Annotated in this window: 17 protein-coding genes and 1 pseudogene; 10 read left to right on the forward strand and 8 right to left on the reverse strand. The window is 69.7% G+C overall.

Features of this window, described 5'->3' with window-relative positions; genetic code table 11:
• Positions 1–355: 355 nt before the first annotated feature.
• The 3 genes from IE185_RS15015 to IE185_RS15025 form a co-directional block, all read right to left on the reverse strand.
• Complete coding sequence (locus IE185_RS15015) at positions 356–1,339, reverse strand: tetratricopeptide repeat protein (protein ID WP_138894141.1); 984 nt, start codon at positions 1,337–1,339, stop codon at positions 356–358.
• 108 nt (positions 1,340–1,447) lie between these two features.
• Positions 1,448–2,824, reverse strand: a complete 1,377-nt coding sequence (locus IE185_RS15020) for an outer membrane protein assembly factor BamB family protein (protein WP_138894142.1) — start codon at positions 2,822–2,824, stop codon at positions 1,448–1,450.
• Complete coding sequence (locus IE185_RS15025) at positions 2,821–3,372, reverse strand: SigE family RNA polymerase sigma factor (protein WP_138894143.1); 552 nt, start codon at positions 3,370–3,372, stop codon at positions 2,821–2,823. Before IE185_RS15025 ends, IE185_RS15020 begins: the two co-directional genes overlap by 4 nt.
• Before the next feature lie 489 nt (positions 3,373–3,861).
• Between IE185_RS15025 and IE185_RS15030 the strand changes: the two genes are divergently transcribed.
• Together IE185_RS15030 and IE185_RS15035 are read left to right on the forward strand one after the other, a co-directional pair.
• Positions 3,862–4,158: a type II toxin -antitoxin system TacA 1-like antitoxin gene (locus IE185_RS15030; RefSeq protein WP_229843516.1), complete on the forward strand. Its 297-nt coding sequence runs from the start codon at positions 3,862–3,864 to the stop codon at positions 4,156–4,158.
• A complete protein-coding gene (locus IE185_RS15035; RefSeq protein ID WP_138894144.1) occupies positions 4,155–4,541 on the forward strand; it encodes a fic family toxin-antitoxin system, toxin component in 387 nt (128 codons plus the stop codon). The genes IE185_RS15030 and IE185_RS15035 overlap by 4 nt, the downstream gene beginning before the upstream one ends.
• A 217-nt stretch (positions 4,542–4,758) precedes the next feature.
• On the opposite strand, the gene IE185_RS15040 is transcribed toward IE185_RS15035, so the two are convergent.
• Positions 4,759–5,817 carry a vWA domain-containing protein gene (locus IE185_RS15040; RefSeq protein ID WP_138894145.1) on the reverse strand — a complete coding sequence of 353 codons (1,059 nt, stop codon included), beginning with the start codon at positions 5,815–5,817 and terminating at the stop codon, positions 4,759–4,761.
• A 178-nt stretch (positions 5,818–5,995) separates the two neighbouring features.
• Between IE185_RS15040 and IE185_RS15045 the strand changes: the two are divergent.
• Positions 5,996–6,623 (forward strand): annotated as a pseudogene (locus IE185_RS15045) (LuxR C-terminal-related transcriptional regulator).
• A 4-nt stretch (positions 6,624–6,627) separates the two neighbouring features.
• On the opposite strand, the gene IE185_RS15050 reads toward IE185_RS15045, so the two are convergent.
• A complete protein-coding gene (locus IE185_RS15050; RefSeq protein ID WP_229843517.1) occupies positions 6,628–7,005 on the reverse strand; it encodes a sensor histidine kinase in 378 nt (125 codons plus the stop codon).
• Between the two features lie 16 nt (positions 7,006–7,021).
• Between IE185_RS15050 and IE185_RS15055 the strand changes: the two genes are divergently transcribed.
• Positions 7,022–7,378 carry a hypothetical protein gene (locus IE185_RS15055; RefSeq protein ID WP_189715325.1) on the forward strand — a complete coding sequence of 119 codons (357 nt, stop codon included), beginning with the start codon at positions 7,022–7,024 and terminating at the stop codon, positions 7,376–7,378.
• An 11-nt stretch (positions 7,379–7,389) separates the two neighbouring features.
• On the opposite strand, the gene IE185_RS15060 is transcribed toward IE185_RS15055, so the two are convergent.
• Positions 7,390–8,142, reverse strand: coding sequence for an ABC transporter ATP-binding protein (locus IE185_RS15060; protein WP_138894146.1), 753 nt, complete (start codon positions 8,140–8,142; stop codon positions 7,390–7,392).
• A gap of 173 nt (positions 8,143–8,315) precedes the next feature.
• Positions 8,316–8,585, reverse strand: coding sequence for a hypothetical protein (locus IE185_RS15065; RefSeq protein ID WP_138894147.1), 270 nt, complete (start codon positions 8,583–8,585; stop codon positions 8,316–8,318).
• Positions 8,586–8,722: 137 nt separating this feature from the next.
• On the opposite strand from IE185_RS15065, the gene IE185_RS33980 reads away from it, so the two are divergent.
• The 4 genes from IE185_RS33980 (at position 8,723) to IE185_RS15085 (ending at position 11,272) form a co-directional block, all read left to right on the forward strand.
• Positions 8,723–9,343: a CU044_2847 family protein gene (locus tag IE185_RS33980; RefSeq protein ID WP_369408184.1), complete on the forward strand. Its 621-nt coding sequence runs from the start codon at positions 8,723–8,725 to the stop codon at positions 9,341–9,343.
• A 134-nt stretch (positions 9,344–9,477) separates the two neighbouring features.
• The gene (locus IE185_RS15075) at positions 9,478–9,705 is read left to right on the forward strand and encodes a hypothetical protein (protein ID WP_138894149.1); all 228 of its coding nucleotides are present in this window, start codon (positions 9,478–9,480) and stop codon (positions 9,703–9,705) included.
• Between the two features lie 55 nt (positions 9,706–9,760).
• On the forward strand, positions 9,761–9,997 hold the full coding sequence (locus tag IE185_RS15080; protein ID WP_138894150.1) for a hypothetical protein: 237 nt from the start codon (positions 9,761–9,763) through the stop codon (positions 9,995–9,997).
• Between the two features lie 480 nt (positions 9,998–10,477).
• Entirely contained in the window at positions 10,478–11,272 is a 795-nt protein-coding gene (locus tag IE185_RS15085; protein ID WP_138894151.1) for a class I SAM-dependent methyltransferase, read from the forward strand.
• A 238-nt stretch (positions 11,273–11,510) separates the two neighbouring features.
• Here IE185_RS15085 and IE185_RS15090 read toward each other — a convergent pair whose 3' ends face one another.
• Positions 11,511–12,041, reverse strand: coding sequence for an SRPBCC family protein (locus IE185_RS15090; protein WP_138894152.1), 531 nt, complete (start codon positions 12,039–12,041; stop codon positions 11,511–11,513).
• Positions 12,042–12,217: 176 nt separating this feature from the next.
• Here IE185_RS15090 and IE185_RS15095 point away from each other — a divergent pair, with 176 nt between their 5' ends.
• Complete coding sequence (locus IE185_RS15095) at positions 12,218–13,126, forward strand: aldo/keto reductase (protein ID WP_138894153.1); 909 nt, start codon at positions 12,218–12,220, stop codon at positions 13,124–13,126.
• Between the two features lie 173 nt (positions 13,127–13,299).
• Complete coding sequence (locus tag IE185_RS15100) at positions 13,300–13,809, forward strand: DinB family protein (protein ID WP_138894154.1); 510 nt, start codon at positions 13,300–13,302, stop codon at positions 13,807–13,809.
• Positions 13,810–14,041: the final 232 nt, after the last annotated feature.

Below are 14,041 nucleotides of genomic sequence, written 5' to 3' on the forward strand. Positions count from 1 at the left end.
CGGTTCAGCCTCCGCCGCAACCACCGCCGCCCCCGCAGCCGCCGCCTCCTCCCCAGGAGGAGCCTCCGCCCCCATGCGAGCCACCCCGGTGATTGCCTGCCCACCAGCTGCGCCCGCTCTTGACCGGTGGCCGTTCGACCCGGTTCGCCGCGGTCGCCAGCAGGCCCACGATCAGCATGACCACGATCACCACAAGGCCGAAAGCCAAGATTCGCATCGCTCCCCCACCGTCCGTCGGTCCCCCGAAGCGAAGTACTCGCTTCTCACATGCGGGGGAGATGCCCTCGGCCGTCGGAAACCAAAGCAAACTTGAGCGACTCCAGAGGTTCGTTCATCGGCGAACACCGAGGAGCGCTCAGCTGTTCTGGATACGGCGGGCCGCAGCCACGAGCTCGGCGGGCAGGGCCGGACCAGCACACGCGTGATCAATCAGCAGGCCGCGGTACGAGTCGTTCGGCAGGTTCGGGGCCAGTTGGATGAGTTCGCTCAGTTCGGCAGGTGAGCCGGTAAGCCGTGCCCGGTAGGCGGCCCCGGCCGCGCGAAGTACATGCTCAGTCGGCTCGTACCGCAGTCCCTGATCGATCAGCCGGACGGCGGCACTGAAGTCACCCTGCTCGGCGCGCACATCGGCCAGGTCCAGGTAGAGCGACCAGTTGGCAGGCTCCAGGGCAAGAGCGCGCTCGAACGCCGCCGCGGTCTCCTCAGCATCACCCAGCTTGCGCCACGTGCCCGCTCGCACGACTTCGGTCAGCATGATCCGCTCAACGGAGTCCGCCTGGTCGCAGAGGGCGAATGACGCGTCGGTGAGACCGCATGCCCGCAGCAGGATCGCCATCCTGGCCAACGCCTCCGGCACCGGCCGGCGGGCAGAGACCACGTCGATGGCTTGGAACCACGGTTGGAACCGTTCCCGCATGCTTTCCGTGTCCAGGCCATGGCCGTAGTCCATCGTCCGCATCGCGGCTTCGGCCAGCGCGTCGGCACTCACCGCACCGAGAAACCGTTCGTCGCCGAACCAGGGCGCTTCGGCCCACGCGATGTCGGGTCGCACGCCCGTGACCGAGCCGATCGCCAGCGCCGCGGCGTCCATGTCGCCCTCAAGGAACCTGATGTACGACTGTGCCAGTACCGCCCGCAAGGAGTCGGCGTCCTGAACGACGCCGGCCAGCTCCGACGGCTTGTCCCTCCACAACTCGGCAAGCACCGCGTAAGGCTCGGGATCCTCAGGTGCGGAGGCGATGGCATCCGCCAGATGCCGCGCGGCTGCCGCTGGGCTGCCCCCACAGTGCGCCATCACCCGCGCGAGGCCTACTCCGGCTACTACCGATCGATTCGACATCGCCCGAGGATATCCGTGAGCCCGTCGTCCCGCGCCGGCCGCACTCCGTGGCCGGCGCGGGACCCGAGTTCCTCTGCCGGGGCCCGCGCGAGCTCCTCTCGTCCCTGACTACGAACGCGCCTTGGGCAGCGTGGGCTTGATCCGGAAGAGCTCGCCGCCGATCTGGCCGATGAGTCCGTGGTCGTAGACCATCAGCTCCGGGGCGACCCCCGCCTCCACCTGACGCTTCGGCACCTGCACCTGCACCTGGCCGCGCCAGCGCATCGCACCGCTGTCCAGGTCGAGGCCCACCAGATGCCCGGACGGATCAAGGTAGTACGCCACCCGGTTACCGAGATCCACCGCTGCGTCGGAGGGCAGTTCCCGCATCGTGGGATCGCGCGAGTCCTTGCGGAGTTTCAGCCCGAGGTCGCGCGACCACAGCCGCTTGCCGTCGTCGGCCGAATACGCGACGGCGCTGCCGTTCCCGCCGGACGCCAGGATGATGCCGTCGGCGACCACGCCCATCGGCAGGCTGTCGACACGGTGCTGCGACACTTTGCCCGAGCTGACGTCGACGCGGGTCAGGGTGGCGGGTCCGGGATCGCTGAGGAACCTCTGTCCGCCGGCCATACCGCCCAGCAGCACCGCGTCCCCGTCCGTTCCGATGTAGGCCGTCGGGCCCTTGACGGTCGCGACCGTCCGCGGCTCGCCGGTCGCCGGGTCCAACCGGACGACGGTGCTGCGCTGTGGGGCTTTCTCACTGTCCGGCGAGCACATCAAGTACGGGACGCCGCCGATCGCGGCCCGGTCGCAATCGACATCCGACCGATAATGCGTCCACAACGTCCGGCCCGTCCTGTAGTCCAGCGCGGTCACGCGCTTGGAGGTCGGGGCGTTGGCGAGGACCCCGCCGTCGAACAGCACGGCAGAGGACCAGCGGCGGCTGTCGTCGGCCAGCTCGTGCTTCCACAGCACCTTTCGGCTCCCGATGTGGAAGGCGACGAGGTCGGTGCCGGCCCGGGGCGCGCCGGGGGCGTGATCGGCGTAGGAGTACAGCACTCCGTCGCGGACGCCGGGCAGTGATCCCGCCGGAGACCTGCCGCTGCTGACGCCCTTGGCCTTCTGCTGCCACACCACCTTTCCGGTACGGGCGTCCAGGCCGATGCCGTCGTACTCCGCCCCTCGGCAGTAGACGGCACGAGGACCGGTGGTGCAGGCGTCCCAGGACTTGCCGGGCATCGTGGTCTGCCACAGCAAGTTGCTCTGCCTGCTCACCCGCGAAGCCGGCTGTCGCGTCCCGTCGTCGCCACCCGTACCGGTGACAAGGAGCGCGCCGAAGGCGATACCGGTGAGGCCGAGAGCCGCGCCGGTGACGCGCATGCGGCTCCGCCGTCGATGGCGGCGCACGATGCGGTCGGCGACATCCGTGGGAGCGCTGGGGTCGTCGGGGGCCCATGTGTGCAGGACGTCCCGGATCGCGCGGTCCAGCTGGTCGGCGTTCATACGTGGGCACCCTTCGGCACGCTGCTGCTCGGGACGGTGGCTGCGGCTTGAGCCGGGGCGCCCAGCTCCGGCGCCAGACCGCGCAACCGGGCCAGCGACCGATGGGTGGTGCTGCGCACCGTGCCCACCGAACAGCCCAGCGCGCTCGCCACCTCCGTCTCGGACAGGTCCTCGAAATAGCGCAGCACCAGCATCGTGCGCTGCCGCGGCGTCAGACGGGCGAGCGCCTGACCCACGGTGATCCGCAGATCGGCGGCGGACGTGCCGTCAGCGACGCCGAGGTCCTTCGGCGGCGCGGCGAACGTCGCCTCGCGGTGCGGGCGACGCAGCCGCCAGCGGCTGATCTGGTGCCGGTACATCACCTTGCGCACGTAACCCTCCGGGTCCTCTATCTGCCGCCAGCGGCCCAGCACCTTCATCAGGGCGCTCTGCACAAGATCCTCCGCCTCGTGCCGGTCGCCGCCGGTGAGCAAGTTCGCCAGGCGCAACAGAGCGCTCCACCGGACATCGACAAAGTCCCGGAATCTCTCGTGATCCTGCGGATCCATAGGCCCTCCCGTTCCTCAACGCTCACAAGGACGCGCGGAGCACAGTCAATCTATGTCTGCCGTTCCGATGTTCTTCCGCAGGACTTCGCTCGAACGTTTCCGGTCCCCGCCTTGAATGCCACTGCGGCAGACAAACAAGGGCAAGCCGGCCAAGCAACCTGTGCCCCTCCGATCCCAACAACCACCTCAAAGAGGCTGCCCCGCAGACAACCGAGGCGGCAGGCGCGGCCCCGCACGGCGCGGGGGTGGCAGCCACCGCGGGGACCGCTCCGGGCGCGGCGAGGGTGCCCGCCGCGAGCGTCACGGCCAAGGGCGCGAGGATCTTGCGCGTACGAGACATCTCTGGGGTTCCTGTCGGTCGGAGGTCCTCCCCGAGTGGGGGCGGACCCAGCGGTGGGAGCCCACCCTCCCTGCGCAGCAGGCGGCCGTCGCAAGCCGCGATCGGCAGAGGACTCCCCCGGCTGTGGTACCGCTGGTACCGTTGGTGCCATGACGGAACCGAAGGCCATGAATCTGCGCTTCCCGGACCCCGAGCAGCGGGCCGCGATCGCGGCCGCCGCGAAGCAGGAGGGGGTGAGCATGCAGGAGTACATCCTCTCCGCCGCCTACGCCCGCGCGACCGCCGTCGAGCAGCGCTTCCTGGACGGCTTCAAGGAGTCGATGGCGCGCAGCGGCGCCGCGTTCGCCGCCGAGCCCAGCAGCGTCGATCCCTCCCAGGAGGAGCGGGCCGCCGAGCAGCAGGCCCGCGCCGAGCTTGAGCGGCAGAACCAGGGCCAGGCCGCGTGAGCCTGCCCGAACCGCCGCACCCGCTCGACATCACCTTCCTGCTGCACGCCGCCCAGCTCCTCGACGGCGACCCGCAGGTCGACGACCTCGGACCGCTGTACGCGGCCGTCGCACGGATCAACGCCGGCGCCATGGAGCGCGACATCTACGGCTCCCTCCACCTCAAAGCCGCCGCCCTGCTCCAGACCCTGGTGAAACTCCCCTGCCTCGAGCATTCGGGCGAGGCGTTCGCCTGGCACTCCACTGAGGCCTACCTGGCTCTGAACGGCCACCGGCTCGACTACCCGCCCAAAGCCGCCGTCGCCCTCGTGCGTGACACCGCCGCCGGAACACTGGGCGTGGCCCGCATCGCCCGCCAGCTCCGCGAGTGGACTGTCAGCTGACTCTGCCAGACCCGCGCGGGCACCGCTTCAGGGCGGAAGCCTGCCTACGCGACGTACACCGATCCGGGTCGCCACAGCGCCCCCGTCGTCGGCACACCATGGCGGCCAGACCGGCCACGACCGTGCTCGCGGGACCGGTCCCGGGTGAGGCCCACGACCGGCCGGCCCTTGGGCAACCGGTCCTGGACGACCTGCTAGGCGGCCTTCGTCGTGAGTTTCAGAGCATGATGAGCAGGCGCGTGTTCGGCTTGAGCTTCCTGTTCACCGAACGACTCTGCACGTACACCTCCAACTTGGGATTGCGCCCCGCCTTCACGGAGACGGTTCCCTGGATCCCCGTGCCGAACAGAAGACTGCGTGCCGCGTCGCCCGTGTATGCGCGGTCGGTGTCCTTCTCGACCACGATGACTTCCTTGTCCGGCTGCACCTGAACACGGGTGCCCAGCTGGTAGTAACACGACCCACGTTCGTACGTCACGCCCGGATGCGAATCCACGAAGGATCGAATCTCGACCTCCGTGTCGACCTTCAGGAGTCGGTACTTGTCGGCCGGGACCGGTTCCAGGTTCGCTCGCACGTCGTCGACCGATATGTCCTGGCCGACCGCGAACAGGTTCTTCGTGCCGCGCACGCCCTGCTCGCGGCCACGGAGGAAGCTGGTGGCGGCAGCGCGGACGGTACCGATCGCCTCCTCGACGCCCTCTTGGGAATCCGCATCCCAGATGGCGATGTTCCCTGCCGGGAAGCCGTAGTTCTGGGCGGTTCGCTTCGCCAGGGAGTTCGGAACGAGGATCGCGGAGGTCCAGTGGCCCGGAAGGGCACCCATCTTCGCCGCGATCCTGTCGAGCCAGGGGCCGAGGATGGACATGTCGCCGTCGTGCCGTCGGTCGCCGCCGGAGGCGTTCTCCTCGCCGTCGGTCACCACGATCTGGAGGAAACTGTGCTCGCCGTACGCCTCCCAGATGTGGCCCAGGTCGTCCAGGGACTTCAGAGAGGCCTCGATGAGCGCCGTGGCGCCATTGTTGACCTTGTACAGACCCCGCATGGACGGCAGGTGCTTCACGTCCATGTCCCAGACCAGGTTCTCCACCTTGTGGTCGAAGGAGTAGAGGCTGATCCGGGTCTCATGACCGAGGCTGTCCGACTCGGCCTTCAGGCCTGCCACGAACTCATCGACCACGCGGACGAGTTGACTCTGGTGCTGACGCATGGAACCCGAACAGTCCACTACCAGCGCGACGTGATTCACCTTGTGCTGGATCTTGTTGGCGGACATGATTCTGCTCCTTCTACGAGGCTCCCCGAGTGATGTCTCCACACTATGGGGAGGCACTGACAACGCCCTTTGACGGACATTCACCGGCGGCCGTCGGGTCGGACCGGACAATGGCGTCGTGATCAACAAGCCCCTGCGCGTGGTACTGGCCGAGGACTCCGTCGTTCTCCGTGACGGTATGGTCGAGTTGCTCGGCGCCCGCGGATGCGAGGTGATGGCCACCGCCGGACGGCATCCGAGCTGCTTGCCGCGGTGGTGGAGCACCGGCCCTGCGTAGCCGTGGTGGACATCAGGATGCCGCCCCCACACACCGATGAGGGCATCCGCGCCGCCGTCGAGATCCTTGCGTGGACTCCCGAGGTCGGCATTCTGGTCTTGTCCCAGCATGTGGAGACGGCCTGGGCCTCCCGGCTGTTGGCGGACGGCGCGGCGGGCATCGGGTACCTGCTGAAGGAACGTGTCGCCCGCACCTCCGAGTTCGTGGACGCTCTGCACCGGGTCGCCGACGGGGCACTGCGCTCGACCCGGAGGTGATCACCCAGCTGATGCGTGGTGGACAGCGCAGCCGGGTGGGCACCCTGACGCCGCGCGAGCGTGAGGTGCTGGAGTTGATGGCGCAAGGCCACTCGAACCTCTCGATCGCCACGCTGCTTGTGGTGTCGGGGCGAGCGGTGGAGAAGCACGTCGCCGCCATCTTCACCAAGTTCGACCTGCGGGCCGCGGACACCGACAACCGACGAGTGAAGGCCGTCCTCGCCTATCTGGCGGACAGCGGAAGCGGAAGCGGCAGCGGAAGCGGAAGTTGATACGTCACAGACGCGCAGGCAGCTCGGCGGTGATCACGGTGGGCCCGCCGGGCGGCCTGTCGACCCGCAGGACGCCGTCCACCGCCGCGAGCCGTTCGGCGAGACCGGTCAGGCCAGTGCCGACTCCCAGCTTCGCGCCGCCGCGCCCGTCGTCGCCCACGGTCAGGCGGACCCGGCCGTCGGCCGCAGTCGCCGTGAGCTCGGCCGAGTCGGCTCCGCTGTGCTTCGCGACGTTGGTGAGCAGCTCGGCGGCGCAGAAGTAGACGGCCCGTTCGACCGCTTGGTCGGGGCGTTCCCGCAGGTCCATGCGGACGGTGACCGGCACCTTCGAGGTCACGGTGAGCCCGGGCAACGCCTCGCCGAGGCCTCCGTCCAGTGCCACCGGGTGGATGCCCCGGGTGAGCCGCCGCAGCTCGGTGATGGTGTCGTCCCTGGCGTCGGACCAGCCGCCGCGTCAGGCGCGGTGTCGCCGCGATGGTGCGCAGCAGGGCCAACTCGCGGTGCCGCTGACGCAGAGCGAAGCCCAACGCGTTGACGACGACGAAGAACGCGACCAGTACGGCGATCTCACCGAAGGCGCCGGCGATCACCATCAGTCCGGCCCCTGCGGCCGCCTTACGAGCGGCCGCCGGTGCGGTGATGTCGGCGGCGAGCAGCGAGCCGAACAGCGTCACGGTGGCCATGGCGAGGAAGAGCGCGACCGCCAGGCCGACGAAGGCGGCCGGACGCCGACGCATCTGCCCGAGGGCGAGTGAGGTCATCGCGCTCACCCGCCCAGCCGACTCAGGCGTTCGCCGACCTGGGCGGCGGTGGGACGGTCGAGCTCGTCCACCACCAGCCCGTCGGCGAGCAGCAGCACCCGGTCCGCGTAACCGGCGGCAACCGGATCGTGCGTCACCATCGCGCAGGTCTGGCCGTCCCGGTCCACACCGGCGCGCAGCAGGGCGAGGATCTCGTGGCCGGTGGCCTGGTCGAGCGCGCCGGTCGGTTCGTCGGCGAACAGCACCTGGGGGCGGGAGACCAGCGCCCGGGCGATCGCCACTCGCTGCTGCTGGCCACCGGACAGCTGCCCGGGCCGGTGCCGCTCCCGCCCGGCCAGTCCCACCCGGTCGAGCGCGTCCAGCACCCGGTCCCGGTCAGGCCGTTCGCCGGCCAGCCGGCCGGGAAGCTCGACGTTCTGCGCGACCGTCGTCGCCGGCATCAGGTTGAACGCCTGGAAGACGACCCCGACCCGGCTGCGCCGCAGTTCCGCCAGCCGTCGCTCGGGCAGCCGGGACACCTCGGTCCCACCCCACCAGACGGAGCCCCGAGTCGGCCGGTCCATCCCCGCGAGGCAGTGCGACAAGGTGGTCTTGCCGGAGCCCGACGGCCCCATCACTGCCGTGAACGTCCCCGGCGCGAGGGCCACCGACACCCCGCGCAATGCCCGCACGGCGGCGGTGCCGCGCCCGTACTCACGGTGCAGCTCGTGCGCCCGCGCGGCAGTTCCCCTCGCTGTATCTGTCGCTGTTTCAGCCATGCCCTCATCCTCGGCGGGTGCGGCACGGCGATCGATCGTGCCCACCCCCGAACCAGGGGTTCGGAAAACCGAACCCCTGGACGCGAGCATCGGGGTGTGTCCATGCGACCCGCGCCCAGCACGGGCCGTATACGCGGGGTGTTCTCCTCGGCGCGCGACAGCGGCAGCCCTCGTCATCCGGCTTCGGATGTACCGCCCGGACAGGTCCTACACAGGGCGTTGTCGGGCGCGATGCCGAGCACGACGACGGAGCCGTCCGCCATGCCGGCCGCGGCGCTCTGGACCCCCGCGAACGAGGCGGCGCCGAGTACGGCACCCGGCAGCGGACGCATGCTGGTCCACGAGCCGTCGGGGCGGCGCTCGGTGTGGAAGAGCGCACGCCCCTCGACGTCGTACGGGGGCAATCGCGCGGAGTAGAACCACACCGGGTTGGTGACGGCCACCAGTTGGTCCAGCGTGGGTGCTGTGATCGTGTGATGATTATAGGTGACCGGTCGCCGGGCGTCCCCGGGAACCCGGGCATCTCTTGGATCAGTGAGCCGAGCGAGGGGGACTTGTGTCCGATGCGGTCCCGGCAGTCATGCCGAACGGAACCTCCATCTGGGTACGCGTCAACGACGATGACGAGGGCCCGCAGGACACCGGCTTCGGGGACAGCGTGTCACGGCAGCTCGGCGATCTCCCCACGACCTTGGAGACCGTCACACAAAGTGTCAGGTCCGGGCTGCGGCGCGCCGCGCCGGACGAAGTGACGCTGGAGTTCGGCATCGAGATCGCCGTCAAGAGCGGCAAGTTGGTGAGCGTCGTGACGGAGGCCGGCGGCAAGGCCACTCTCAAAGTGACCGCTACCTGGCGCAAAGGAGAGCCCGAAGTGGACATCGCGGCGCAAGCGCCTGGCAAGACGCCCGAGGAAGGCACCACGCAGCACGAGACGTTCGGCCACCTCGACTTCCAACACCGCTTGCAGCGTACCCCGTTGTTGGGGACGGCCCGTGACACGACCGGCCGATCGGGTCGCAGGCATGGACATCGACGACGACGCGTACGAGGAGCTGCGCCGACTCGACCAGTTGAGGTCCGACAACTGCGTCCTGAACGCCTGGCTGGCCGTCCAGCACTCCGAGTTCCCCGGACTGGGCCGAACGAGTCCCCGGCACGTGGGACTTCAGCCTCGGCTCGCTCGTCCGCCTCGAAGACCTGATCCGCGACCGCTACGCCACCGCCGCGCAGGCCGGTCAGGACGAAGCGGGCGACTTCCTCCAGACCGCATCGTGGTACGTCGGGGAGGTTCACAACCGGCACTTCGGCACCGTGTGGCAGTACCACTCCGATTCGATGGACATCCCCGGCGCGTGGCCCTTCGTCACCGTGCCCTTCGACCGGCTTTTCGACTCTCCCGACGAGGACGGCATCGAACCTGACAACCGGCCCCTCTACACGCCCGTGAAAAGGCTGCGCGGCATCCTCGCCCCCGACCACGGGCACCTGTCCACCGACCCGGACATCTACATGCCCACCGACGCGGGTACCGGGGCCGCAAGCCAGGGCCGGGGAGCCTCGTAGAGCCGGCTTCCCCATGGGTGCCTGTCAGGTCCGTCCGCTGGGTATACATCCGCGCATGGCTGATGTCGTGGACGCAGATGAGCTGTTGCGGCGCATTCGCCGCGCACGGGACTGGGCAGCGCAGGAGGAACAGCACTGGCGCGGCGAGTCGGACAGAGCGCAGACGAGTGAGGCGGCTCACCAGCCGCCGCTTGAGGCTGCGATTCTCCACTCCGCGTACGAGGCAGTCCGCAAGGTCCTCGACGAAGTGGTGGACCCGGGGGCGAACCGAACCGCCGACGAGGACAGCTGACACGCGACTCGTACAGGCGCCAGAAAGAGGGGTCTACGGGTAAGTGGGGCACAGGATGCGATGTTGACCTTGCCGCTGGCGGCAAGAGTCGGACGATGACCGGCATGGACATCACCGCGCAGCAGAGCAGCGGCAGCCGCCGGGCCGGGAGGCGGGAGGGCCCAGGCAGCGCGACACCGTCGAGCGGGCGGTCGACCACCACATGCCGTTCCGCGCGGTCGCCACCGGATGCGACAGGCGTTGTCACGTCGTACGCCGCGCCCCTTGCCTCGATTGGCCCAGGCGCGGCGCGCCTCGGGCGTGCGGGCGGCCGTCGGTGGACGATCGATCGGTAGGGGTGGCGGCCGCAGGACCGCCACCCGGCACCGCCCCGCAGCGTGAAGAGGTCCGGCGATGAAACTGTTCGACCAGACGGCGTACGACCGGCTCGACGACACCCACGGCGTCCCGGGGGCGGCGAGGTGAGCGGCGCTTCGCGCGGTGACGCGCCCGGCGGGGGGGTACGGCGAGGCCGTCTTCCGTCCCGAACAGGCGGGCGAGGGCGAGCGCATCGACTTCGGCGCGCTCGCCTACGACGACATCACCATGGCGCGGCTGCGCGCCCTCGGGGTCGGACCGGGGTGGCGCTGCCTCGACGTGGGCGCCGGCACGGGCACGGTCTCCTGCCGGCTGCTGGAGGAGGCCGGGGTGGCGCGTGTGCTCGCCGTGGACCGCGACGCACGTTTCCTCAGCGAGCGGCCGGCGCCCGGACTCGACGTGCTGGAGGCCGACATCACCGCACCGGGCTTCGCGCCGGGCCGGTTCGGGCTCGTCCACGCCCGCTTCGTACTGATGCACCTGCCCGAGCGCGAGCGCGTGATCACAGCGTTGGCCGAACTGGTCGCGCCCGGCGGTGTGCTGGTGCTCAGCGACGCGGTCGACCTGACGAGCGACCGGACGCCCGGCACGCCGTACACCGCGGTGATGCGGACGATGTGGCAGGGACTACGGGCCACCATCGGCACCGACGTCTCCTGGGTGCCGTCGTACCCGCACCTGCTGCGCGGGGCGGGGCTTCAGTCCGTCGCCGCCGAGATCCACGTGCCGCCGCTGCTCCGGGGCAGTCCCATCAGCCGCTTCTGGGCGGACACGTGGGAGCGCGGCCGAGCAGCGATGCTCGCCACCGGCCTGGTCGACGACGCGGCGGTCGACGGGGCGGTCCGCTACCTCGACTCCGACGACTGCGCCGCACTGTCGGCCGGCATGCTCACCGTGTGGGGCTGGAAACCCCGCTGAGGCCGGCGCTCACTCGCCCCGACCGCGCTGTCGGCAGCCCTGGGCGATGCCCTTTGAGGTCGTACGCCGACGTGCTCTCGGGCCTGCTCCCCCGCCCTCCCCGCACAGGTGATTGAGCCCGGCTTGCACCGGCCGGTCCGCCCCAGGGCACGAGGAGCGACAAGCCGGCGGCCCGCTACGAAGCGGCCGTCTTCGTCTCGGTCATCACCGCATGGCCGCACGCACCCGCGCCACGTCCCTAGCTGCTGTCCTCTGCGAACCCTTTGATTCCGCACAGGGTGGCCTCCATCCCGGCGCGCAGTTCCTTCAGCCGGAAGGCGATGACCTCCTCCTCCCGGTCCGGCCAACGCTCCATGGCCAGCGTGACTCCGCTGCGGCCAGGCCCGATGAGGACCGACTGCCGCAGCCGGGTGCCCCCGCCCTCGGCCTCGAGTTCGTAGCGCCAGGACGCCATGGGCTTCGCCGGGTCCAGCGTCGGCTCTCCGTACCGGCCGTCCGCATCCGTGACGGCCCACGCGAACACCCGCTGTTCGTCCACCTCGACCACATGGGACACGGTCCGCCACTCCCCCAGCCGCGCATGATGGTTGTAGCCCTCGAAGCGCGCACCCACCAGGGGCCGGTCCGCGCCATCGAGCCATGCGACGCGCTGCAGCTCCGGGCTGAGCCGGGCAGGCAGACGAATGTCTGTCACCAGCGCCCAGACTCGCGGCACGGCTGCCTCGACGTGAACATCACAGTGCACACTCGGACCATCGGCGAATCGCACGCCGCCCCCTCGATGTCGTCGCCCTTGATCGTCCCCGACCTTGATTCGCTTGGCAAGAAGGGTAAGGCGGCCGTAGGGGCCGGCGGTCCGCAGGATGCCGACGTCCGTTCCCCATGGAGAATTGCTGTGTGTCTAAATCGATGGCGGTCACACTACGAGGTGCGCATCATTCCGGCATGACCTCACAGACGATCACCGCTGCGGCGGCAGGAACATGGCGGCTCGGGGACCTGACGGTCAACCGGGTCGGGTTCGGTACGATGCGGCTGCCGCAGACCGGCGAAGCGCTCATCCCCGACGCCGTACCGCGCGACCGCGCCCAGGCGATCAGCGTGCTGCGTCGCGCGGTCGAACTCGGCGTGAACCTCATCGACACCGCCGGGTTCTACTTCTCACCGCTGCGCTCCGCCAACGAACTCATCAACCGGGCCCTGGCGCCGTATCCGGACGACCTCGTCATCGCCACAAAGGTGGGCCCGAGGCGAGACCCGTCGGGTCGGTGGCTGCCGCACGCCACGCCTGAGCAGCTGCGCGGCCAGGTGGAGGAGAACCTGCGCCAGCTCGGCCGTGACCATCTGGATGTGGTCAACCTCCGCATAGTCGGGACCGATTCCATCGCCGAGCGCTTCGGCGCACTGGCGGAGCTGCGTGACGCCGGACTCATCCGCCATCTGGGCATTTCCAATGTCACTCCCGCACACCTCGCCGAGGCCCAGGCCGTCGCACCGGTGGTGTGCGTGCAGAACGCCTACGGCCTCGGGATGCGCCCTGAGCAGGACGACTTCGTACGGATCTGCGGCGATCAGGGCGTCGCCTTCGTGCCGTTCTACACGATCGCCGCCTCCCAGGGCCAAGCCGGAGCGAGCGAAGGTGACGCGCCGGAGGTTGTGGCCGCCGCGCGGGCGCACGGGGTCAGCCCGGCCCGTATCCGCATCGCGTGGACCCTGCACCGCGGCCCGCACGTCCTGGCCATCCCCGGCACCGGAGACTGCGACCACCTGGTCGACAACGTGGCCGCCGGCGGTCTGCGCCTGTCCGAGGAAGAGCTGACTGTCCTCGAGTCCGTGCACCATCATGAATCCTGAGCACCGTTCGGAGCGCCGACCGGCGGGTACGCCGTACCACCCGCGCCTTTGGCGGGTGCCATGCAGGGCGGGCCCCGTGACGGCAGTCGGGGCTGGTGCACCGACTCGTCCGAGAAGAGCTGACGAAGCACAACTGCCTACCCTGGGAACAGGACGGATGAGGAGCATCGCAAGTGACCAGCGACAAGCGCATAGGACCGCCCCATCTCGGTGACGAACGGGAGATGCTGCGGGCCTTCCTCGACTACCATCGCGCAACCCTCGCCATGAAGTGCGAAGGGCTTACCGACGAGGAGCTGCGGCAGCAGTCGATGCCGCCATCCACTCTTTCGCTGCTCGGCCTGGTGCGCCACATGGCGGAAGTGGAACGGGCATGGTTCCGGAGGGTGTTCGAGGACAACGACGCACCCATGGTCTGGTCCGACAGGATCGACTTCCAGGCGGCGTACGACGCAAGCACCTCGACCAGGGAAGAAGCGTTCGCAGCCTGGGAGGCCGAGGTGGAGAACTCGCGCCGTATCGAGCGGGAGGCTGAGTCCCTGGACCGGGCCGGGCACCAGCCGCGGTGGGGCGAGGAGGTCTCGCTGCGGATGGTGATGCTGCACGTGCTCCTGGAGTACGGCCGCCACAACGGGCACGCGGACTTTCTGCGTCAGGGGGTCGATGGGACCGTGGGGGCCTGAGCCGGACCCCCACGACGGCAATCGCATGGGTCACAGGCGAGAGCTGTGCCAGCACTTGGAGTGGTGAGTTCTTCCGGCTCAGGGCTGCCCCCTTGTACGGTGCCGGGCTGTCACGCCACTACTCCGTGGTGGGCAGTGTCTTTGGCGCTTGCGTTTGACGCCCACTCCGGGAAGAGTTTCGTCCGGCGGACGCTCATCTGGGCGACGTGGCCTGAGCCAGGGCGGGGGCAGA

Source organism: Streptomyces chryseus, assembly GCF_014650755.1.
In the GTDB taxonomy this organism is placed as follows: Bacteria; Actinomycetota; Actinomycetes; order Streptomycetales; family Streptomycetaceae; genus Streptomyces; species Streptomyces chryseus.

Bases quoted from the DNA above. Each gene is read 5' to 3' on its own strand.
- IE185_RS15015 (WP_138894141.1), bottom strand. From the start codon at position 1,339: ATGTCGAATCGATCGGTAGTAGCCGGAGTAGGCCTCGCGCGGGTGATG.
- IE185_RS15020 (WP_138894142.1), bottom strand. From the start codon at position 2,824: ATGAACGCCGACCAGCTGGACCGCGCGATCCGGGACGTCCTGCACACA.
- IE185_RS15025 (WP_138894143.1), bottom strand. From the start codon at position 3,372: ATGGATCCGCAGGATCACGAGAGATTCCGGGACTTTGTCGATGTCCGG.
- IE185_RS15030 (WP_229843516.1), top strand. From the start codon at position 3,862: ATGACGGAACCGAAGGCCATGAATCTGCGCTTCCCGGACCCCGAGCAG.
- IE185_RS15040 (WP_138894145.1), bottom strand. From the start codon at position 5,817: ATGTCCGCCAACAAGATCCAGCACAAGGTGAATCACGTCGCGCTGGTA.
- IE185_RS15060 (WP_138894146.1), bottom strand. From the start codon at position 8,142: ATGGCTGAAACAGCGACAGATACAGCGAGGGGAACTGCCGCGCGGGCG.
- IE185_RS33980 (WP_369408184.1), top strand. From the start codon at position 8,723: ATGCCGAACGGAACCTCCATCTGGGTACGCGTCAACGACGATGACGAG.
- IE185_RS15075 (WP_138894149.1), top strand. From the start codon at position 9,478: ATGGACATCCCCGGCGCGTGGCCCTTCGTCACCGTGCCCTTCGACCGG.
- IE185_RS15080 (WP_138894150.1), top strand. From the start codon at position 9,761: ATGGCTGATGTCGTGGACGCAGATGAGCTGTTGCGGCGCATTCGCCGC.
- IE185_RS15095 (WP_138894153.1), top strand. From the start codon at position 12,218: ATGACCTCACAGACGATCACCGCTGCGGCGGCAGGAACATGGCGGCTC.